Source organism: Corynebacterium kroppenstedtii DSM 44385 (genome assembly GCF_000023145.1).
GTDB lineage: Bacteria > Actinomycetota > Actinomycetes > Mycobacteriales > Mycobacteriaceae > Corynebacterium > Corynebacterium kroppenstedtii.
The window spans coordinates 2379087-2399984 of record NC_012704.1 but is presented as its reverse complement, the minus strand read 5'-3'; the positions used below and the strand labels follow the sequence as shown (position 1 = coordinate 2399984).

The following is a 20898-nucleotide window of genomic DNA, read 5'->3' as shown; positions in this document are numbered from 1 at the left end:
CACACGGGCCAGTGCGGGACCTGCAGTGTCGCGAAATCGCGCCGGGCCGACATTTTCCTCTATTTTGGATAGCGAGTAGTAGTTCCCGATCGCTGAATGATGCGCCCACGCGGATGCTCATCTGTTTCATACCCGCGTGTGAGGTGCCCCTGGTGCTCATTCGGCAATTGGTGAGCTGGCCCCGGACCCTGCAGTACGCGGTACACGTAGAGGTTAAGCACCCGTACACGCGGGATCGGCCGGGGCAGCATGTAGGCAGTAATGAAAGGTGGCGGGCATGGAGACCCTCATTGTGATTGTGGGTCTGATGTTTGCGACGGTCATCGTCGTGTCCATCGGCGAGCGAACCAACCTCCCGTGGCCCGTGTTGTTAACTCTGTTAACGACGGCCACGATGGTGTTCCCGGCGATTCCCGATATTTCATTACCGCCCGATCTCATTCTCCCGTTATTCCTCCCGCCGTTGATTTGGGCAATGGCACGGCGTTTGTCGTGGCCGCTGATTCGCTCCCAGTGGCGGACGCTCTTGTCGTTATCCGTGCTGTTGGTCGTGGTGACGATCCTGGCGGTGGCAGGTACGTCGATGGTGCTCATTCCCGGTTTGTCCGTGGCGGGCGCGATCGCTTTGGGCGCGGCGGTAGCCCCGTCGGACCCGGTGGCCGTGGAGGCCGTGGCGGAGCCAGCGGGAATTCCGCGGCGCGTGATCGGCACACTGCAGACCGAAGGCCTGTTTAACGACGCCGTCGCGCTGGTGGCCTTCCAGTTGGCGATCAATTCGCTGTATAACGACGACTCGATCCACGTCGGCCCGGCGCTGTTGCGGTTTGTCTACACCGCGTTGGCGTCGATTGTCCTGGGCTGGCTGATCGGCCACGTTGCCGGCCGGGCTTTGGAGTACACCGCAGGATCCAACACGGTCAACGCCCTGAGCTGGGTCGTTCCGTTCGCAGTGTATATCGCCGCGGAGGAAATTCACGCGTCGGGAGTGATCGCGGTGGTCGTTGCCGCCGTGGAGATGACGTCGCGTGTGTCGGCGACGGCGGCGGAGGACCGCCTGACGGGGTCGGCCTTCTGGGAGACCGCAGAGCTGCTGGTAACGGGCCTAGCATTCGGCCTGATCGGTTTGTCGGTGCGTAACGCGGTGGAGCAGACCTCGACGCGTATCGGCGAAGGTATTGTCTGGGGTTTGGTCATTTCCGGTGTCCTCTTCGCGGTGCGTTTCGTCTGGATGTACGACCAGTATTTGCTGAACAAGCACGGTAAGAAGAAGAACGTGTCCCCGCTGCGGCTGCAGGAAGTGCTGGTGTTGACGTGGTCGGGGATGCGCGGTTTGGTTACGCTGGCCCTGGTGTTGTCGGTCCCCGCGGGCTATATCAATGTGTATAACGAAATGCCGCTGATCGCGATCACCGTGCTCTTCTGCACGATGGTTGTCCCCGGGTTGACGTTGCCGTGGATCATGCAGAAGCTGAATGTCAATGAGGGCAATGATGCGATTGCCGACGCCACGATGGATCGTCTGTTGCGCCGTGCGCATAATGCGGCGATGGATGTGCTGCAGTCGAAGGGCGAGGATCTCCCGCCGGAGGCTATCCAGGCTATCGCGCGCCGTTTCCGCGACATGACGGGCGTTCCGAAGGACGATGAGCCGGAGAATTATGAGGATGCGGTGCGTCGTCTGCGCGAGGTGCGTCGGAAGGTGACGGCTGTTCGTCTAGAGGCGATTGAGGCCGCCCAGGTCGAGGTTATGTCCGCGCGTTTCGAGCCGGGTGCGGATCCGTTCATTATCGACGAAGTGCTGGCGCAGTTGGACCGCATGACGCTGGCGAGTGGCGAAAATTCTGTGATGGGGCTTCGGGAAAGGTAGGCGTGTCGTGTCTCGTGTGAGAAGGCCTGTAGTGCCGAAGCGCTTTGCCGGTTCGGCCGCGCTGGTGTTTGTTGGTGGTGCCGTGGGAACGTTAGTGCGTGATGTGTCGACGTCGAGCCCCGTGGTGCCCACGATGTGGTGGGTGTTCGCGGTGAACGTGGTGGGGTCGGCGGTGCTCGGCTTCTTGGGCGCCCGGTTTGCTCGCCTGGGCCGTGTAAACGCGAAACTTCTGCTGGGGACCGGTTTCTGTGGCGGTTTAACCACATATTCGACGCTCGCCGTGGACGTTGCCCGATGGTTCCCGGGTGTCGGAGCTGGCGGCGTGCAGGGGACAGGGTCCCTGATGGGCATGAGTTTCGCGGTGTACTACGCGTTATTCAGCGTTATCTGCGGCGCGATCGCGGCGTTTGCCGGGGCGTGGTGGGAACGCGTCGGCCGTAGTGAGGTGGCGCAACGATGATAGTGCTTGTGGCCCTCGGCGGTGGTCTTGGTGCGTGCCTGCGGTATGCGGTGGACGCGTGGATCCGCGCGCGGTGGCCAGCGGAATTTCCCTGGGCCACGTTTGTGATCAACGTGACCGGTTCGTTTGTCCTCGGCCTCTGTGTGGCCGGCCTGTCCGGGGGAGCGCTGTTGGGCTTCCTAGGCACCGGGATGATGGGCGGATACACCACGTTCTCCACGGCGTCTGTCGAGGCTGTCACTCAAGGTAGCGCTCGCCGTGGCGCTATATATGCATTATCAACGCTGGTGGTGGCGGTTTTCGCGGCATGGCTCGGGTTGGTCATCGCCGGGTAAGCCGCATCGCGTAAGTCGTGCCGGGCCCTTTATACGACCCCTTCGCTATCGGCGGCGTCGCGCCGAAATGTCGAGGCCTACTTGGGTTCGAGCGCGTATCCAGCTTCCGTGACGGCATCGTTGATGTCGGCATCGCCGAAGTCTTCACCTTCGACGGTCATGTGTCCGTCGTCGAAAATAGTGACGTTTTGTACTCCGCGTGCCTGAGATACCGCGTTTTTGATGGTGGCGGCTCCTTCGTTGGAGCTCATGCCGGTGATGGTGTAATTCTTCATCATGGGGGTATCTCCTTGTGGGGTACTGTCGTGTCGATGGCCACGATGGTTGGTCGATGCTAGCTGGTGCCTCACAGGCGAGTGTGTGCTCCAGGGGCTATCGCGCGGGGCGCACAATAGCCCCGTGTGGAACGAGACTTTAGTTATTGTTGTTAATTTGCACTAGTGACAATTTCTATATTGCACATGTTTAGGGGTACTTCAGGGGGTGCTCGTTCGTCACCTGTGGCCCCGTAGCGGTTGTGGGGGAGGCTTTTTAGCTGGTCCGACGGTTCGGTGGGGAAGGTATACCCATCATGATCGCTTCTGTTCATAAAACCGACGCGACCATCGAATCTCCCTAATGTTAAGGTAAAGATCACCTATTGAGCCATACTAAATACATCGCATAGCGCACCTCGACGAGACACGCAGAGGGCAGAGGGGAGAAGTGAGTGGGCGGTCTTATATTCGCCGTCATAGGGGTAACGTGCATCGCACTTCAGTATTTACTACCCAGGTATCTTCCCGACTGGACTGGGCTTTTCATCCTGATTCCCTATGTAGCTGCAGTCATCTTCGTTGTGTTTACGGTCGGCTTGCATGGTTTTCGGGACTTTCTCATGCCGCTCGTTGGATTTTTTGCGTTAATGTGTATCTGGGGTCGGGGAATAGAAAAGAAAAAACATGTAGAGAAAGAGGGGGCACATGGGACCGAGTGAGCCACATAGTAAAACCGGTTTTGTAGTCAACGGTATTAAGTCCGAATTGACGACGTTCATACACACCTCTTTGCTGAAGGTCTCGCTGGTTGTGATGGTCATCCCCACAGTCGGATTAGCCGTAGGTATGTCGCGTCGCAATAACGGGGCAATCGGTTTCTCAGGTGGCTTAGCTAATATCTCGGTGGTAACGTTTTTCTTCATTGCGTTCGCGTTATCCCTCTATATTGCTGGTAGCTATACAAAGGGATCGGTGAACTACACCCTCCTTTCCATTCCTTCCCGTTTCAACGCTTATCTCGCTAGCCTCGTCACCTGCGTTATTATTTCTCTGGCCTTTTGGCTAGTGTTCGCCTTAATCTTTGTTGTCCTTTTACTTGTTTTATCTGCCCTAACCAGTTTTAGTGTCACCACTGATTCTGTCGCGAGGGAATTGATTCTCGGCATCTCATGGGCAGTATGCATGGTGGCTATTGGACTGGTCGCTGGTGGGATCTCTCATCTAGCTCGAAACGTAACCCTGTCATTCACGTTGATCATTATTATCATGCTCATTCTCCCGATGGCGGGGGCCATTTTGATGGCGATGGGTCATAACCAGGGTGATCTCCTGCTCCATCACAGCTTTCCGTTCGCTGTGGACAAACTAACGCAAGCTAATGCGACGTCGTTGGAAGGCCTGCTTGAAGTCGGGTTGTGGTGTGTCGTGGCCGTTGCGTGTGGTGCAGCACGTTTGTGGAGGTATGAGGCATGAGTTCGTCGGCAATTTCCGTTGACCAGATTAATAAGTCGTTCGGTAAACGGGTCCCGATTTTGGAGAATATGACGTTCGACGTGCCTAGGGGCAAGGTTACGGGGTTGTTGGGGCCAAATGGGTCGGGTAAGTCGACAATAATGAAGATTATTGCGGGGCTCACGCATGCCGATTCCGGTGAGGTCACGATCGACCTGGAACGTGCCGACTCCTATAAGAGTGCAGTCGGGGTCGATCATTGCCGGGCATCGATTGGCTATCTTCTTGATCCCGAATGGATAGATACACGGGTATCGATACTTACTTTCCTTCGCAGTCAAATGCAGTTGAAGGGCATTTCAGATACTAAGAACAAAGCCATCGACATTCTCGACGAATACGGTCTCGCTCATGCTCGTAACCGTAAGCTTGTGAAAGTGTCCCTGGGTATGAGGCAACGTGTCTGCCTTGCGGTGGCATTTCTTAACGATCCTGAGATCGTGATTTTGGACGAGCCGCACAATGGGGTGGACGCAGATGGCTCGATCGCATTTCAGAACAAGCTGAAGGAATATATTAGTTCCGGCGGAACGGCTTTGATTTCGTCGCACTTGCTGAATGAGGTTCAGCAGTTTTCGGACTATGTGGTCATGATTAAAAATGGGCGAACGATAGTTCAAAAGCCACTTGACCAGTTACGGATGACGAATAGTGTTCTTTTAACAGTCCGAGGGGATATCGAGTCCGCCCAGCGAGCCATGCTCAACAATGGTGGGCATATTGATGGTGTCTCCGGACATACCCTTTCTATTAGTGGTCTCGATACAGCGACGATCGCGGAAGTCGCGGTCCGCAATGGGGTCAAAATTGAAGCCCTCACTAAGGAAAGTAAGTCATTGGAGAGCATCTACTTAGAACTGAATGAATAGCCGTCCTCGGTTTCGTCATTTCTGTATCCGCTATATCCACATCCGCATGTGAGGTCACACATCCCCGCTGCAGTTGTAGACTGTCTGGTCTATGATGGGCCGCCTAAAGGCCCCTGTCTCATATTGTGCAGGTAGACGGCGTGATGACCGTGGTCGTCGGTCCCTTAAAGTGGCCTAGTTAAAGTGGCCAGGCGCGTCGTCTTTTTAAAACTAAGTGAAAGGAATTTATGGCTACAGTTACTGTGACGAAGGACAATTTCACCGACACCGTCTCTAATGGCGTTGTTGCGCTGGACTTTTGGGCTGAATGGTGTGGCCCGTGCCGCATGTTTGGCCCGATTTTCGAGGAAGTTTCCGAGCAGTTCCCCGATGTGACGTTTGGCAAGGTCGACACGGAATCCAACCAGGAGATCGCGGGCTCGCTGGGCATCCAGTCCATCCCGACGCTCATGGTGTTTAGGGACAACGTTCTGGTCTACCGTCATGCTGGCGTGCATTCTGCTGGTCAGGTTAAAGACGTCATTGAGCAGACGAAGAACCTGGACATGGATGAGGTGCGGAAGCAGATTGCGGAGCAAGAGGCTAAAGAGTCGGAGGAGTAGCCTCATCACCGCTATCGGGGGAGTAGCGACGTAAACGTACGGCTAGCCACATAACATGCACATAGCACGACGCGCCCCAACCGTTGATGTATCGTTGGGGCGCGTTTTCGCACGTCACGGTGCTACTCCCGTCGCAGACTAACCCGCCACAGCAGACTTGCGACGGCAGACTCGCAATGGAGGAGCCACGTGAAACGTCGTTACTTACTTGACCGTGGTGCCGTCGGGAATGACGGGCCCAGGGTTGCCGGAAATAGCCAGAAGATGCTCGGCAAGTGCGAGGATGCTGTTCAGAACGTCCATGAGTTCTCCATTCTTTCTGTGGCACGGCCGCGGGGGAGATGCCGGTCCTACCGACGTCGCATCGTCTGAAACCTATTGAGGTTCAGCCGGGATGGGTAATGTCGGTATGGATTGTGTGGTGGACTCGCCATCTGACACGGACACGTGCTTCAGGATTGCTTACGATTGCGATCAATGGTGTTCACAGTGCACTGTACGCCTGAACCGCAGAGCGCGCGTGAACCGCACAGTAGGTTCGACGGATGCTGACAGATGCTAAGGAGATTGTGATGGCTAATCCCTTTTCAAAAGGGTGGAAATACGCGATGGCTAAGTTTGATAGCACCATTGATGAGAAAGCAGACCCGATGGTGCAGATCCAGCAGGCCACGGAGGCGGCGAAGAAACAGCACCGGACTGTTGTGGAGCAAGCGTCGTCTGTTCTGGGGAATCAGCGGCAGATTGAGATGAAACTCAACCGGCTGATTAAGGATCAGGAGAGCCTCCAGTCTCAGGCGCAGAAAGCAGTGCAACTTGCGGACAAAGCGTCGCAGGAGGGGGATGCCCAGCAGGCGAGCGAGTGGAATAGCACGGCTGAGGTGGTCGCGTCGCAGCTGGTCAGCGTCGAACAGCAAATTGAGGAGACGAAGCAGCTTCATCAGAGTAATGCTCAGGCCGCGGAGCAGGCGAAGGCCCAGGTGAAGAAGTCCGAGGCCCACCTCAAGGAGCAGTTGGGGCAGATTGATCAGCTTAGGGCGCAGGTCAATCAGACGAAGATGCAGGAAGAATCGGCAAAGGCTGCAGAGTCGATGAATGCGCTGAGCGCGAAGGATGACTCTGTTCCGAGCCTCGATTCGGTGCGTGACAAGATTGAGCGGCGTTATGCGGATGCACTCGGCAAGCAGGAGCTCACGGAGAGTTCGGTGGATACCCGCATGGCGGAGATCGAAACCGCTGGTCGTGATATCAAGGCGTCGGCTCGGTTGGAGGAGATTCGGGCCCAGATGCATGGTGGGCAGGCTGGCGACCGTTCCTTGGATGCGGGGGATGCGCCACAGGGTGAGCTCGATTCCGGTGAGCATAAGTAATTCACCGACATTTTTTACCTCCCCGCAACCTACTTAATACGTTTTCCTGACAGTATGGGTGGGGTGCCGCGAACCCAGCGGCATCGATGTCGTCACGTGTCCACGTGGCCAACCCGCCATGCCGAGCACACGTGATGAATCCCTCGCCATACGATGCTGGCTCCACCGAGCCATGCGAAGGAGAACTATGTACACGGTTGCTGATTACATTGCAGATCGCCTAGCTGAACTGCACATTAAGGATGTTTTTGGGGTCCCGGGTGATTTCAACCTGGAGTTCCTGGATCACATTACGGGGCATGATGCGTTGCACTGGGTCGGCAACGCCAATGAGCTGAACGCGGGCTACGCGGCCGACGGGTACGCGCGCATGAACGGCATCGGTGCCGTCGTCACAACATTCGGGGTGGGTGAGCTCTCGGCTATCAACGCGATCGCCGGTTCGTTCTCGGAGAACGTGCCGGTGGTCCACATTGTCGGCGCCCCGTCGAAGGATGCGCAGGCGTCCCGACGTCTGCTGCACCACAGCCTCGGTGATGGTGACTTTTCTCATTTCCGACGCATGGCTAGTGAGGTAACCTGCGCCGTTGCCGATCTAACTCCCGCGGATGCGGTGGACGAAGTGGATCGTGTACTCCGCGCGGTGCAGACGCATCGGCGGCCCGGATACATTGTGGTGCCTACCGACGTCGCCCGCGTCGAGGTTGAGCCGCCCTCGTCTCCTCTGGGTGGCGCCCGCTCCTACACCTCCGACCGCGCTCTAGCGGAGTTCCGTGCGGCTGCCTCTGAATTCTTGGAGGGCCGCGATGTGACGGTGTTGGCGGATCTCCTGGTTCACCGGATGGGTGCGACAGAAAACCTGAACCGGCTGCTCAGCGGCGGTATTCCTCATGCCACCTTGATGTGGGGCAAAACGCTCGTTAACGAGGAAGACCCGTTCTTCTTGGGCGTGTATGCGGGCGCGGCTTCCGAGCCCGACGTTCGCAAAGCTGTGGAGGGGGCGGATCGCCTGGTCATGGCCGGTGTTCGTTTTACCGATACGACGACGGCCAGCTTCAGCCAGAAGATCGACCCGGCACGCTGTGTGGATATCGCCACTAATTACGCGAAGGTGGGCGATAAAACCTTCGCGCCGCTGAACATCGCTGATGCGCTGGACGCACTCGCCGAGCTCGCCCCGTCATTTGCAGATCGCGCGCCGGGGGCGGTCCCGGAACCGGAGCCGCACCACTGGGTGGCGGATGCTGATGGGCCCTTGGTCCAGGACGATGTGTGGCCGACTTTGGCCGGGGTGCTCACCGAGGGAAACATCGTTGTGGCTGATCAGGGCACCAGTTTCTTCGGCCTGGCGAAGATGCGTTTCCCAGCGGACACGACCTTCATTGGCCAGCCGCTATGGGGGTCCATCGGATACACGCTTCCCGCCGCGATGGGCGCTGGTCTCGCCTGCCCGGGGCGTCGTCCGGTGCTTGTTATTGGCGACGGCTCCGCGCAGCTGACAGTCCAGGAGCTCGGCACCTGGATGCGGGAAGGCGTTAACGGCGTCGTCATTGTGGTGAATAACGACGGCTACGCGGTGGAGCGCTCGATTCACGGCGAGGACGCCGAGTACAACGACATCACGGCGTGGGATTGGCGGGTGATTCCCCAGGCTCTCGGCGGCACCGACGACAAGGTCGTGACGCTGAAGGCCACCACGCGCACAGAGCTCAATGACGCCTTTGAGAAGGCGCAGGACAACCAGGATCGGCTGGTGCTTATCGAGGTCTGCACTGCGCCGAAGGACTACCCGAAGTTGCTGAAGAAAATCGGGAAGGCCATTAACGACGCCAACTCAAAGTGATCGCTCTGACGCCCGATCGCGGTTGTTCGCGCCGGGACCTGCGTCGCCAGTTTCCCTTAGATAGGCAGTTTCCGCAGGATACCGGCAGGAATGTGAGCCAGGGCCATCATGACGTAGCGGAACAGCGGGTGGACCCAGATCACGGACTTGTTGTCGTCGACAGCTTTCGCGACGGCGGCCGCAACGTCTTCTTTATTGACGGTCAGCGGTGCGTCGTCAAGGCCTTCGGTCATCTGTGTGCGCACCTGGCCTGGGCGAACAACGAGGACGCGGACGCCACTGTCACGCAGCGCCTCGCCCAGCTGGCGGTAGAAGCCGTCGAACCCGGCCTTGGTGGAGCCGTACACGAAGTTGGAGCGTCGGACGACCTCACCGGCGACGGAGGAGATTGCCACGATCTGCCCGTGGCCCTGCTTCTTCATGGCTTGGCCGAGCAGAACTCCGACGGACACTGAGCCCGTGTAGTTGATCTCTGCAGCTTGAACCGCTTTTTCTTGGTTCTGCCACAATTCTTCTTGGTCGCCCAAAATGCCGAATGCGACGATGGCGAGGTCGATATCGCCGTGGCTGAAGGCCTCGTCGATGACGGCCTTGTGTGACTCGGTGTCGAGAGCATCGAAGTCGATGGTGCGTACCTCGGACGCCCCTGCTTTCTTCATTCGGTCAATCGCGGCGGGGAGATCTTTGCTGTTTTTCCTGGCTGCGAGGGTGACGGTGGCGGAGCCTCGGGAGAGGAATTCCTCGACGATGGCGAGGCCCATGTCCGACGTTCCCCCGAGGAGAAGGATGGATTGTGCGTGCCCAACGGCGTTAAGCATAAAGAAAGGACCCTTTCTGTGTGCCGAGCCCGTCACCGGACCCGGCGGAGTAATGCAATTCGTGCAGTGAGTGTGGACTGACCAGATCGGATTAGTGCAGTTCCAGACGGCGGGACATGTCCGAGGCGAACACGCCGCTGGGGTCGATGGTGTTGCGGGTCTTCAGCCAGCTGTCCATCTTGGGGTACATCTTGTGGAAGTTTTCGGCCGAGGTGCGAGATTCCTTCGCTAGGTAGAGGCGCCCACCGAATTCCATGACTCGTTTGTCCAAGTCATCCAGGAAGTCGCCGAGGCCGGGCTTGATGGGGAAGTCGACGCAGACGTTCCAGCCGGGCATCGGGTAGGAGAGAGGTGCGCGGTTGCCTTCACCGAACAGTTTGAAGACGTTGAGGGCGGAGTAGTGCCCGGAGCGCTGAATGTCGCGGACAATCTCTTTGAAAGGTTCGACAGCTTCGCGCGGGACCACGAACTGGTACTGCAGGAAGCCCTTGGAGCCGTACCCGCGGTTCCACTCGCCGATGAGGTCGAGCGGCTGGTAGAACTGCGTCAGGTTCTGCACCTTGTTGCGGTACGTTCCGGACTTCAGCCACCACAGCTCACCGATGGACATCATGGTCAGCTTGTTCATGGTGAAGTTCGGGAAGATGTCCGGGACGGTCATCAGCTGGGGTGCGTTGAACTTTAACGGCTTTTTCGCCAGCTTGGGGGCGTATTCCTTCAACTGGTCCAGAGTGGCCAGGGATCCGCGGGAGATGGCGGCACGGCCCAGTTTCGGTTCGGGAGAAATAGCGTCGAACCATGCCGATGAGTAGGTGTAGTTCTTCTCCGAACCGTCGGAGTGGAATTCGATGGTTTCGTCCAGCGACGCGGTCATGTCGCCGTCGGCAATGAAGTAGGCCGTTTCGGTACGAGTCATCGCGATGCGTGCGCGCACAATGATGCCGGTGAGGCCCATGCCGCCGACGGTTGCCCAGAAGAGTTCGCCATCGGGGTCATCGGCGCTGCCCTCTGGCTCGAGGTGCAGGATGCGGCCGTCGGCAACCAGAAGCTCCATGGAAGCGACGTGGTTACCGAAGGAACCGGCGGAGTGGTGGTTCTTGCCGTGAATATCGGGGCCGATAGCTCCACCGATGGTGACCTGCCGGGTGCCGGGAAGCACCGGAACCCACAGCCCGTAGGGGAGTGCGGCTTTCATGAGTTGGTCGAGGGTGACGCCACCGTCGACGTCGGCAATAGCCGTGTCCGGGTCAATGGAGTGGATTTCATTGAGCGCAGCCATGTCGACGACAAGACCACCGCTGTTCTGGGCCGGGTCGCCGTAGGAACGGCCCAGACCACGGGCGATCACGCCACGCTTGAGGTAGTCGGGCTTGTCCTCGTTTTGCTCGGCAACCTCCCGCACTGCGCGGGCAATCAGGTCCAGGTCGGGCGTGGACAGGACTTCACTCGAAGCCGGCTGAGTGCGCCCCCACCCTGTGAGACGACGGTGCTCTAGCGGTAGTTGATCTGTCGTGGTTGAGCTCACTTCTAACTCTTTCTCCTTGGTACGTCAGATTGGTTGTGCGCGATCACACGAGCGTGGGAGCCTCTGTGGCGATCTCGGCTGGAGCCGTGAGCGGCCACAAAGCTTCCCGCGCTACCACCCGTATAGTTCTACGCCATAGTTTTACGCCTGTCGCAGTGATAGGCGAGTATCGACTTGATGGGAGCCGACACTGGAAAGACGGGTAAAGGCGGGTTTAGTAGAGGTTCATGATGTCGCGTATCTCTTCGGGCAACATGTCCACGCTGGTAATGAGCGGCCCATCATATTCCCTGAGCAGGTCATTGACCCGTTGCCGGGACGAACTATCCAGGATCGGTAGCTCTTCGGCCATCATCCGCGTCATGGGCACGTCCAGCGGGACTGTGGTGCGTTCCGCAGCTTCATAGGTAGCGGCCGCAGCTTTGTCAGCCGCTGATTTTCGTCCGAACATGCCCTCTAGTGTACGGGGTGACGCTGAAATTTCAGCGTTGCTGTGACCGGGATTTCATTATCGACGCTGCGCTGGGGTCTTTTCGGTCGTCATCGCTCTGGTCGAATCGCGTAGCGGTTGCTTAGCGTGGGCCCTGGAAGCGTGCAAAAGGATCGATAGTGCTATCGGTCTGTGGTTGGTATTCAACGCGCTTGGTTACTTCCGTTTGAATCTCTTGCCCAAACAGGTGTCCAATCAGCGCGGCGGCCATGTCCATGCCGGCTGCAACGCCCGAGGATGTCCATCGACAACCGTCGTGGATCCACCGCGCTTGATACTCCCAAGAAACATCGTTGCCAAATGAGGACGCCCATTCAAAAGCTAGTTTGTTGCTCGTCGCTCGATGGCTTTCGAGGAGACTAGCCGCGGCCAACAGTGCTGATTCCGTGCAAACTGATGCCACTATCTCTGATCGGGTTCCGATATCTGTTAGCCAAGACAAGAACGATTTGTCGCGAGCCAACGTCCGTGTTCCCATACCTCCGGGGACCAAGATGATATCGGGATCGTTAAGCTCGCCGTACTCTAATTCTGCAATCACTTCAACGCCTTGAGCGCTTCGGACGGCGCCAGTTCGCTGAGCTACCAGTTGAATTTTTACATCGGGGATTGCGCTGAAGAGCTCTATAGGGCCGAACGCATCAAGCAACTCGAACCCGTCAAAAAGTATTACCGCGAGGTGCCTTTGAGTATCCGCTGGTGGCGGGCCACTAGCGAGGAGCGATGTCCAGGGAATGGACTACCGTGCGTTGCGAATCGCTGAAGTTATTGTCCGAGATGAGGTAAACACGATTGTCCCCCACTGGCGTTTTAGATACTCCAGTGCCTCGGCCGTTGGAACGGGAGCCAGTGGACAGGGAATTGGTAGCCGGGGCTCCGGCTGGCGGGGCTGCGAAGGTCATGCCTTCCACGTTTTCGGGAGACTCCGGAACGCCTCTGGCACCCGGATGTGCACTATTACCGAGTTTCGAATCAACGAAATCGAAGACCTTCTCGCGCTTGATTGCTACTTCGGTACCGTTGAGGCGTTCCCGGCCGAGAACGTTGGTAGCTCCTTTTACATCTAATCGGTAGATCTCTGCGCGGTTTCCTTGTTTGGGGATATATCCGCGTTGTAGGGCGTAAAGGTTTCCATCCGGGGACGTAGCTAGGGAAGCATATCCGCGGTCGGCTTCGGGGGCATACGTGGGATCTACGTCAACCACATATTCCGCGCTGGGCTTCCCTGTCGCAGTGTTGTAGACGGTTAGTCGCGTTTTGGATCCCGACTGGGGAGTATTGCTTGGTCCATCCTGCGCCAGAGAGTTTTCGTTGATCGTGTAAATGGTTTCTCCATCAGGAGAAATGGTCATCCCTTCTGGCCCCTTATTGGGGCTTATGCCTTTAGCTTCTTTAGTGTCCGGCGCATCTTCAGGGCTGGGGACGTGGTACTGCGGAGGATGAATACGGCGAATCTCACGTCCGGTTCTATCGGATTCGATGATAAGGGGGGAACGATTCTCTGCACCTTGTGACCCACCCTCTGTCGTCCACAACAGGTGCCCATTGGGCAATTGGCGGATCTCTTCGGCGTCGAATTCCTTAGGGTTGTACGCACTTCCATCTGGGTTGGTGAAAACCACCCGGCCGATGACTTGTGCCCGGCCACTGTTATCGATGTTCAATCGGTATGCGCGGGTGGGGCCATGATCGCCTTTGTCATCTGAGATGGCTAGATAGGAACCATCAGCAAGAGAGGTCAGTCCGGATAATCCGCCGACGCTAGGATCTTGAGTCGCCTTGCCGAGGTCGAACATGCCGTTATAACGGGTTTGGTTTGTCGCGCCAGGGCTTGGAGCGCTAGAAGATGGGACAGCCGAACCTGCGGTGGTTGGGGTTGCGGAGATGGCAACTGCGGACCCGGTAATGAGGGTGGTGACAATAAGTGGGGGAGCAATCAGAGGGGTGATCCTCCGGTTGTGATTGGAACGAATACGTATTTTCATACCCACTATGAAAACAGGTGGTATGCGTAGTGACGGTGGTCGCTAGCTATGCTGCTGCAGAATTTGCGGAAGGTTCGCCGGAAGTTTGGTTGTTGTTCATTTGCCCCCACACCCTTCTTTCCAAACTGCATCGTGGAAACGGACACAGGCGGGGTCTGCCGAGGGAAGAGGCATCCCGGGTGTTGGCTCGGTACGAAAGAAAAGTGGCGGCAGAAGCAGACCTAAATATTGGGTCAGTACGGCACTTTTTCGGCGGCCACGAGGATTTACTTGCCGCGGCAGCCCAAGAAGCCGGAGACCGTATGGGCCGACGCCTCGAACATCATCCAGTCGAACAACTAAGGGGACTCACGGGCGAAAAAGCATTAAATGCTCTACAGGATCTTCTGGAACAGGTTCTTCCTGTTGATGAACCCTGAAAGGTAGAAGCTATCGTGGTGCTCGAATTTATTCGTGCGTCCCGGACGCAAGCGGTCTTTGCATCATCTGCTGCATAGATGGCGAGGGATCTGCACGACGTTATTACGGACGCTTTAGTGTGCTTAGAGGTGGCGAACCCTAGTGCGGTGGCACGGCAGGTCTCAGCGCTAGTCGGCGATCGGTTGACTGTGCAGCTTTATTCCGTTGCAGAAAAACAAGGAGGCAGTGAGTAAAGCCTTGTTAGTCTGGGGGCCATGCACCTAAGCAGGAGAGATCAGTTTCCCCACGGAGCCACACGACGTCTCAGCGAAGCGAAAGACCGTATCGACTCACTGCCTCCGGACAAACGGGGTGCGCCCGGCTTTGCCCAACGAGTATTGGTATCTTCCCTGATCGGAGGTTGGTACGCCTCAGGTGGTATTGAATCGAAGCCGCGCCGGGTGGCTACGAAGGTAGGGATACTAGGATCCGCGTTCGCGGTGATATGGATGACGACAGAGTCGTCGGAAGACTCGGCAGACACGGATAATAATTCTCCTGAGGCCGCCGTGTCTGAGGACCCTGGGCTGGAAGCCGCCGAGGGGGCGGGAACTTCGCCGTCGGAAAGCGAGTTACCGCAGGCCACACCGTCGAAAATTGATGAAAATAGAGCCCCAAGCCCGTGGGGATGGGCACGATTGGGTCTCGCTATCAGCGCCGTGGTGGGCTACTTCGTGGGATCGTTTTATTTCTCCCGCTTCATCAGGAGAAAAGCACTGGCGTTCATCCGCGCGCACATCACTGAGTCGCGACCGTGGACGGTGTACGGAATCCTTGTCGGTATTGTCTGCTTTGCGTTGAGCTTCAACGAGGATAAGCGCACCGCCAACCTCGACGCCAGGTTGAAGGCGCTAGCCTAAGTTTCCGCTGGTTGCGGTGCTATTCCCTCCGGGGTCTTATAGCCTGGGGGCTTAGAGCTTGTCGCTGAAGAAGGACCCGAGATTATCGACGGCCTCAGCCACCTCTTTCTCGCCATCGTAAAGATCCATGTGATTCGCACCTTCAACTACGTGAAAGGATTTGTCTGTACTGGCAGCTCGTTCGTAGAGATCATCGCTCATCCACTTCGACCCAGCTTCGCTCCCGGCAACGATCAACAGCGGTTGAGCGAGATAAGTCTCGGCCTTGTGGAAGGCGTCGTATGTGATGATCTGCGACAGACTACGGGTAGTCATCCAACCTCGAGCGTTGGGATGCTCGCAGCGGGGGTGTGGTAGTACTCCCACGCCTGGCGTAGCTCCTCATTGGGGGCATCGTCCTCGTTCATCGGTGCCAGGGGGAACCCATTATCCTGACCAGCGGCATCAGTGGTCCGCGCCTGTGCTGCCTGCTCGAGAATCGGTGCCGCCTCGGCATCGGTAACTGATCCGTCCCACCCGTTGCGGAACATCTGACCGATATTAATCAGGCTCACGGTGCCCACGGCCTTGATTCGAGGGTCATTGATCGCGGCGTTGGCGGTATAACCAACCCCGGCGCAAATTCCCATGGCACCTATTCGTTCGTTATCGACGTAGTCCAGAGTGGTGAGATAGTCGACCACAGCGCTAACATCCTCGGTCCTGATATGTGGATTCTCCAGCTGACGGGGTTAACCAGAACTGGCGCCCTGGAAGGACGCATCGTAGACGACGGTGACAAATTCGTATTCGGCGACTTTTTTGGCGTAGAGTCCTGCGGTTTGCTCCTTCACGCCACCACCGGGGTGGGAAACGACGATGGCGGGATAGGTCTGTGAGGCATCGAACTCTGGAGGGAAATTGATAACTGCAGAGAGTGTTGTGCCATAACCGTTGGGAGTCTTGATGTTGATGTCTTTGCTCGTGCTTGCTCCTTTACAGGTCGCGGGTCAGTTCGCCTTGAGGAATCAGTTCGTTAAATAATCAGTTTGTCGCGAGGTTCTCATGAAAGAAGGAGCTCATCTTGGCGACAGCCGGATCGACGTATTCGGGCTTGTCGTAGAGGTCGACGTGTGACGCGCCGTCGATAATGAACAATTCCTTTGGTTCTTGCGCCTTCTCAATCGAGTTCTGCGAATACGGCAGCGTGTCCGCGTCACTTCCGGCAATCATGAGCAATGGACGTGGCGAGATCTGATCGATGAAACCGTAGGCGTCGAATACGGCGATGCGGTCGAAGCTCGTCGGATCGACGGTATTCGGTGCTCGGTCATCTTTGGCACGGTCCGTGCGGTAATAGTCGTAGGCTTCCTTGTACATCGAACGATCGGGGTACTCGTTTGCCTGATCCTGTGTCATCGGGATCATCGGCTGTGCTTCGACGTCCTTACCCGCTGCACGATCGGTGCGAGCCTGTGCTGAGGCTTTGAGGAGTTTCGGCAGCGTCTCGGTCTGGGACCTGTACACGTCACCTAGATCGGCACCGCTGACAGTGGCGACCGCCTTGATCCGGATATCACTGGACGCCGCGAACGGTACGAACCCGCCGGAGGCGCAAATGCCGAGAGCACCGATCCGATCGGCGTCGACCTCCTCACGCGTCGCCAGATAACTAACTGCGTCCTTGATGTTTTCAACCCGAATGAAGGGGTCTTCGAGCTGGCGAGGTTCGCCGGTGCTTTCTCCCTGGTAGGCGGCGTCGAACGTTAATGTGACGAAGCCTTCCTTGGTCAGCCGTGTTGCGTAATTGATCGGCGATTGTTGGCGGACACTGCCGAATGGGTGGCTAATGACAATCGCGGGGCTTGCACCCTGCGCCTCGTCGGGAATGAACAATGTGCCCGCGATGGTTTGGTTTCCGCTGGAAAACTTAACGTCAGTCTGCATTACAGGTTCCTTCCTTGAAATTTCTTTTCTTGAAATGAGTCGGTAGTGACTTACGCCACCCATGATAAGGACGGGCGGAATCCGCAACCAGGGGTTCTCAGTACCAGGCAGGCTTGTCGCCGTCGGTACCCGGCTTGTCGATTCCGACGTTGGCGCGCGAGTGTTGGGTTGGGTCAGCGACGACGGACGCGATGAACGCAGCGACGGCCTTGCGCGACACCTCGGTTCCCTTGAACTGCTCATCACGCTGGGTGAGCTCGTAATCGGTCTCCTCCTTATTAGTCAGCCACGCTGGGCGAACGATCGTGTAGTCCAGGTCCGAGGCCTCAATAATGTCCGCTGCACGGCGGTAAATGGTCAGGGCCTCGTCGCCGATGGCGTCCCGGTTCCAGGTGTTGAATTTCTCGGGCAGCTCATCGTAAATTCCGAGCGCGTCGACGAAAATCAGACGCGCGACCCCGGCCGTTTTCATGGCATCGACAAGTGCGCGTGCCTGCTCGTCGAGGTTTCCTGCAAGGTTGGCATAAACAATGTCCTGGCCCTCGAGCGCTGCACCAAGAGCGTCCGCGTCGAGCACATCACCTTCGACGGCGCGGGCCCCGTCGGGAGCATCGACTTTGGAAGCGTTGCGGGCAAACAGTGTGAGGCTATCCCCGTGGTCGGCCTGGTCCGCGATCATGGGGATGGCGTGGCGGGCGATCTGGCCGCTGGCGCCTAGAACGATAACGTTGGTCATGCTAACTCCTTTGTTGTCTTGCTTTGTTGTGACATAACAACGCTGACTTTGCAACGTCTTTGTGCTCGAGGGTATCGACGATTCCGAGTGGTATCCAGGGGTTGACAGTGCCTGTCCGAGGAGCTGTATTATCAACAGCATCAACCCCAGCCGTTGACCCTCCACCATACGGAGAGCGCCGATGACTGGGGTTTCGTCGTCGCAAAGGGTTTCTCCGTCGCAGGGGGCTTTGACAGAAAACGACCTGCAGTATTTTCGCTCTCTGAAATCCGTGCTCGAGCGGCCAACGTCATAGAGTGGTACGGACGATAACTCGCGACACACAACGGCTCGCGGTATGTAACGCACACAGAGCCAAGAAAGAGGACCACATGACGTCTGCTGAATCCGACGGCAACTACCCCGTCATCGCAGTGGTTGCCGGTGAAGGGCCCACCGCAGTGTGGCATATCGACACCGACCCGCTAGCCAAAACAGGGCAGTTCGTCGGTGCGTGGATCGTCGGCACGGGGAAAACAAGCATCCAGCCTGGTCAAACGAATAATTTGTCCTGGGCGGGAGCTAAACTCGATCAATCCGTTCTTCCCATGCTTATCGACGGGCACCCTGTTGTGGCGACCGATAGCGGGGAAAAAGCACTCGCCGCCATTGAAGCCGATGACGAAGGAAGCGCGATCTCCGATAAGGGGAGTGCGACGTGGAGCGTCGTCAATGTTGATGACACCGTCGCCGCGATCAAGGAAGCAGTGACCTCGTATAAAGAGGCGTTGAAGGACGAAAATGCGCGGCGGAAAGCGGACGGCAAGAGCACCTTGAAGGGGCAAACGTACCCCGACGTCGCAGACGTGGAACCTGCTTATGATGCCGCGGACGCGCTCGGCGTCGACAACCCGCTGGCCAAAGAGTGCTGGGCCTGGGCGGAGGGAATTCGGAGGTTAGTGGACACCTGGAACGGCATCGATGCCCAGCGCCGGGCCAAAGCCACCGATTATTTGCAGCACTTTGGCAGCAAGGAGCCACAGCCGATTCCCCTGGTCACGCGCACAACTGAAGGCTAGCAGGCGGCCCGACGAACCCAAAGTAGGGAACAATTGGCGCACCAGCCCCGGGATTTGTGTCTACCCTGGGTTTTATGAGCACAAACACCGCCCGCGACGATGACAACGTCATCGAACTGAGCGACTATGCCAGTCGCGCGCGCGGCGGTGACGGTAGCCATTTTTCTCAGAGCCAACGCGAACCCGTCCTCGATGGGAATGAACCTGTCGCGCGGGAAGCCGCCAGCCTGGTGCTCTCCGTTCACCAAAGCGGTGGCGATGGCCCTCAGTACCGAATTATCGGGATTAACGACGCTCTCCACGTCGCAGATTTCTTCACCGTGCTGGACACGTGCTTCGGGTGTGATGGTGACGCAGAATGGACAGTTCATGGGGGCGACGGGGTAGAGGGAGAACGCGAGTCCGTCGTTGGTGACCAGTCGCTGTATGAGCTGCTCAACGCCCCCGGCGACACGCTCGATGTGACCCGCCGCCAACGCTCGGATACGGATGCGAATACTGGAGGCACGAACGCCGGCGAAGCGAGCACCGGGGACGCAAACGCCGGCGAGGGGAGCAGTGAGGATGTTAACGCCGGCGAGGGGAGCGTCGATAAGAACGCCGATGCCCCCGATGACCTGCACTTTCATATCGACGTTGCCGAGTGCTATTTACGCGACCACGGGACTCCCGACGCGTTGTGTGTCGGTGGAGACGAGCACGCTGATTTAGACAGCATCAATGCAGAGCTAACGGGTGCGGCGACGACGCAGCACATTTTGCACGCGACGAAACCCATCATCCGCTCGGCCATCGAACGAAGTGGCATCTTTGACTTCATTCCGCTGCTCCAGGCCTTGGACTTAGGCCGAGAAACGAATGTGGATGCGGACACGCTGGCGCTATGCCGATGTCTCCCTAAAGAAAAAGACCCGGCCGGCCGCGATGCGGCGGTTGCTGAAATCATGGCCCAAGCTGCCCTGGTTGAAGGTCCTCTGCGAGCGGACATTATTGAAACGATGATGGAAGCGATCGGCTGGGTAGCCGACGACGGGTCGGAACTGAAGCTTCCTGAAATTGACCATCTGGCCAGCGAAACTTTGCAGGCCTTTGAGCATATAGGGCTCACGGGGGATAAGCGATTGTCCTCGCTAGAACGGCTTGAATTGTGCCGCGCGATCATCCGCGCGGACTAGGTATCGGAAGGCGGATTAGGTATAACAGGCCGGCCTAACTATGACGGCGACGAGTCGGCGGGCAACGGACACGAGCCGGGGGAGGACCGCGAAGCGCGTTGAAGAGTAAGCTCCCAGGGCGTGAGTGAAACCAAGCCTGACCACCCAACCGATGATCACGCCGAGCCGGAACTGCTGACACCTAACCTATCGGGGGCATTAGCTGCCGAGAGTGCCGCGATGGACGACGTTGATGCGGCGACGGAGAGCGGTGCCACAGCCACAGATGCCCCAGCATCAGCCGGCACCGCCACCCCCGGAACCGCAGGCGTCGACGCACCGGCTCCGCAGGGAGCGAGCGTCCTCACTCACCTCTATAAATTCGTGATCGCAGGCGGAATCTCCGCTGTCGTGGACTACGGCCTGACCATGATCATTCAGCATGCGTTTGGGCAGTCATACCCGCTGGCAAAGGCCATTGGCTTCATCTTCGGCACCATCACGGCCTACATCATCAACCGACGCTGGACTTTCGAGGCGGAACCGTCGGCAAAGAAGTTCCTACAAACGATGTCTCTTTACGCACTGATGTTCGCCGTGCAGTGGGGGCTAGCGGTGTCGGTGAACCACCTCTTGCTTAACGCCGGGGCCAGCGCGTTTATCGCCGGTACCGTCGGGTATGTCATTGGTCAGGGAGTGGCCACCGCCGTGAACTTCGTTGTCCAGCGGTGGGTCATTTTCAAAACCAACTAGGGGGCCGCTCAAGGGGCTG

23 protein-coding genes are annotated in these 20898 nt (G+C 57.7%); 13 read left to right on the top strand and 10 right to left on the bottom strand.

Going from position 1 to position 20898, the window contains the following annotated elements; translation table 11 throughout:
- Positions 1–277 precede the first annotated feature (277 nt).
- From CKROP_RS10185 to CKROP_RS10175, 3 genes are read left to right on the top strand one after another with little or no spacing between them, the layout of a single operon-like run.
- Positions 278–1867, top strand: a complete 1590-nt coding sequence (locus CKROP_RS10185) for a cation:proton antiporter (protein ID WP_012732663.1) — start codon at positions 278–280, stop codon at positions 1865–1867.
- A gap of 7 nt (positions 1868–1874) precedes the next feature.
- Complete coding sequence (locus CKROP_RS10985) at positions 1875–2327, top strand: fluoride efflux transporter FluC (protein ID WP_012732662.1); 453 nt, start codon at positions 1875–1877, stop codon at positions 2325–2327.
- Positions 2324–2662: a fluoride efflux transporter FluC gene (locus tag CKROP_RS10175; protein ID WP_012732661.1), complete on the top strand. Its 339-nt coding sequence runs from the start codon at positions 2324–2326 to the stop codon at positions 2660–2662. Before CKROP_RS10985 ends, CKROP_RS10175 begins: the two co-directional genes overlap by 4 nt.
- Positions 2663–2739: 77 nt before the next feature.
- On the opposite strand, the gene CKROP_RS10170 is transcribed toward CKROP_RS10175, so the two are convergent.
- Positions 2740–2940, bottom strand: coding sequence for a heavy-metal-associated domain-containing protein (locus CKROP_RS10170; protein ID WP_041628954.1), 201 nt, complete (start codon positions 2938–2940; stop codon positions 2740–2742).
- Between the two features lie 684 nt (positions 2941–3624).
- On the opposite strand from CKROP_RS10170, the gene CKROP_RS10160 reads away from it, so the two are divergent.
- The 5 genes from CKROP_RS10160 to CKROP_RS10140 all read left to right on the top strand — a co-directional run bounded on the left by CKROP_RS10160 (position 3625) and on the right by CKROP_RS10140 (position 9115).
- Positions 3625–4392: an ABC transporter permease gene (locus CKROP_RS10160; protein ID WP_012732659.1), complete on the top strand. Its 768-nt coding sequence runs from the start codon at positions 3625–3627 to the stop codon at positions 4390–4392.
- Positions 4389–5300: an ABC transporter ATP-binding protein gene (locus CKROP_RS10155; RefSeq protein WP_012732658.1), complete on the top strand. Its 912-nt coding sequence runs from the start codon at positions 4389–4391 to the stop codon at positions 5298–5300. The genes CKROP_RS10160 and CKROP_RS10155 overlap by 4 nt, the downstream gene beginning before the upstream one ends.
- 227 nt (positions 5301–5527) lie before the next feature.
- On the top strand, positions 5528–5902 hold the full coding sequence (trxA, locus tag CKROP_RS10150; RefSeq protein WP_012732657.1) for a thioredoxin: 375 nt from the start codon (positions 5528–5530) through the stop codon (positions 5900–5902).
- 572 nt (positions 5903–6474) lie between these two features.
- Positions 6475–7272: a PspA/IM30 family protein gene (locus CKROP_RS10145; protein WP_041628952.1), complete on the top strand. Its 798-nt coding sequence runs from the start codon at positions 6475–6477 to the stop codon at positions 7270–7272.
- Between the two features lie 187 nt (positions 7273–7459).
- Positions 7460–9115, top strand: coding sequence for an alpha-keto acid decarboxylase family protein (locus CKROP_RS10140; protein WP_012732654.1), 1656 nt, complete (start codon positions 7460–7462; stop codon positions 9113–9115).
- A 56-nt stretch (positions 9116–9171) separates the two neighbouring features.
- Here the strand turns inward: CKROP_RS10140 and dprE2 are convergent, their stop codons facing one another.
- The 5 genes from dprE2 to CKROP_RS10115 all read right to left on the bottom strand — a co-directional run bounded on the left by dprE2 (position 9172) and on the right by CKROP_RS10115 (position 13933).
- Positions 9172–9933, bottom strand: coding sequence for a decaprenylphospho-beta-D-erythro-pentofuranosid-2-ulose 2-reductase (gene dprE2, locus CKROP_RS10135; RefSeq protein ID WP_012732653.1), 762 nt, complete (start codon positions 9931–9933; stop codon positions 9172–9174).
- Positions 9934–10024: 91 nt separating this feature from the next.
- Positions 10025–11458: a decaprenylphosphoryl-beta-D-ribose oxidase gene (dprE1, locus tag CKROP_RS10130; protein ID WP_012732652.1), complete on the bottom strand. Its 1434-nt coding sequence runs from the start codon at positions 11456–11458 to the stop codon at positions 10025–10027.
- A 214-nt stretch (positions 11459–11672) separates the two neighbouring features.
- Positions 11673–11909: a hypothetical protein gene (locus CKROP_RS10125; RefSeq protein ID WP_012732651.1), complete on the bottom strand. Its 237-nt coding sequence runs from the start codon at positions 11907–11909 to the stop codon at positions 11673–11675.
- A 121-nt stretch (positions 11910–12030) separates the two neighbouring features.
- Positions 12031–12618 carry a DJ-1/PfpI family protein gene (locus CKROP_RS10120; protein WP_041628950.1) on the bottom strand — a complete coding sequence of 196 codons (588 nt, stop codon included), beginning with the start codon at positions 12616–12618 and terminating at the stop codon, positions 12031–12033.
- 40 nt (positions 12619–12658) lie between these two features.
- Positions 12659–13933, bottom strand: a complete 1275-nt coding sequence (locus tag CKROP_RS10115) for an esterase-like activity of phytase family protein (RefSeq protein WP_012732649.1) — start codon at positions 13931–13933, stop codon at positions 12659–12661.
- Between the two features lie 29 nt (positions 13934–13962).
- On the opposite strand from CKROP_RS10115, the gene CKROP_RS11785 reads away from it, so the two are divergent.
- The gene (locus CKROP_RS11785) at positions 13963–14352 is read left to right on the top strand and encodes a TetR/AcrR family transcriptional regulator (protein ID WP_052292429.1); all 390 of its coding nucleotides are present in this window, start codon (positions 13963–13965) and stop codon (positions 14350–14352) included.
- A gap of 255 nt (positions 14353–14607) precedes the next feature.
- Positions 14608–15252, top strand: coding sequence for a hypothetical protein (locus tag CKROP_RS11385; protein ID WP_148209694.1), 645 nt, complete (start codon positions 14608–14610; stop codon positions 15250–15252).
- 51 nt (positions 15253–15303) lie between these two features.
- Here CKROP_RS11385 and CKROP_RS11605 read toward each other — a convergent pair whose 3' ends face one another.
- The 4 genes from CKROP_RS11605 to CKROP_RS10090 form a co-directional block, all read right to left on the bottom strand.
- Positions 15304–15567, bottom strand: coding sequence for an alpha/beta hydrolase (locus tag CKROP_RS11605; protein WP_202795510.1), 264 nt, complete (start codon positions 15565–15567; stop codon positions 15304–15306).
- Positions 15564–15935, bottom strand: coding sequence for an alpha/beta hydrolase (locus CKROP_RS11600; RefSeq protein WP_202795509.1), 372 nt, complete (start codon positions 15933–15935; stop codon positions 15564–15566). Before CKROP_RS11600 ends, CKROP_RS11605 begins: the two co-directional genes overlap by 4 nt.
- A 340-nt stretch (positions 15936–16275) precedes the next feature.
- Positions 16276–17178, bottom strand: coding sequence for an alpha/beta hydrolase (locus CKROP_RS10095; protein ID WP_012732646.1), 903 nt, complete (start codon positions 17176–17178; stop codon positions 16276–16278).
- A 97-nt stretch (positions 17179–17275) separates the two neighbouring features.
- The gene (locus tag CKROP_RS10090) at positions 17276–17914 is read right to left on the bottom strand and encodes an SDR family oxidoreductase (RefSeq protein WP_012732645.1); all 639 of its coding nucleotides are present in this window, start codon (positions 17912–17914) and stop codon (positions 17276–17278) included.
- A 371-nt stretch (positions 17915–18285) separates the two neighbouring features.
- On the opposite strand from CKROP_RS10090, the gene CKROP_RS10085 reads away from it, so the two are divergent.
- The 3 genes from CKROP_RS10085 to CKROP_RS10075 all read left to right on the top strand — a co-directional run bounded on the left by CKROP_RS10085 (position 18286) and on the right by CKROP_RS10075 (position 20879).
- A complete protein-coding gene (locus CKROP_RS10085; RefSeq protein WP_012732644.1) occupies positions 18286–18972 on the top strand; it encodes a hypothetical protein in 687 nt (228 codons plus the stop codon).
- 74 nt (positions 18973–19046) lie between these two features.
- A complete protein-coding gene (locus CKROP_RS10975) occupies positions 19047–20147 on the top strand; it encodes a pentapeptide repeat-containing protein (protein WP_012732643.1) in 1101 nt (366 codons plus the stop codon).
- Between the two features lie 120 nt (positions 20148–20267).
- Positions 20268–20879, top strand: coding sequence for a GtrA family protein (locus tag CKROP_RS10075; RefSeq protein WP_012732642.1), 612 nt, complete (start codon positions 20268–20270; stop codon positions 20877–20879).
- Positions 20880–20898 lie beyond the last annotated feature (19 nt).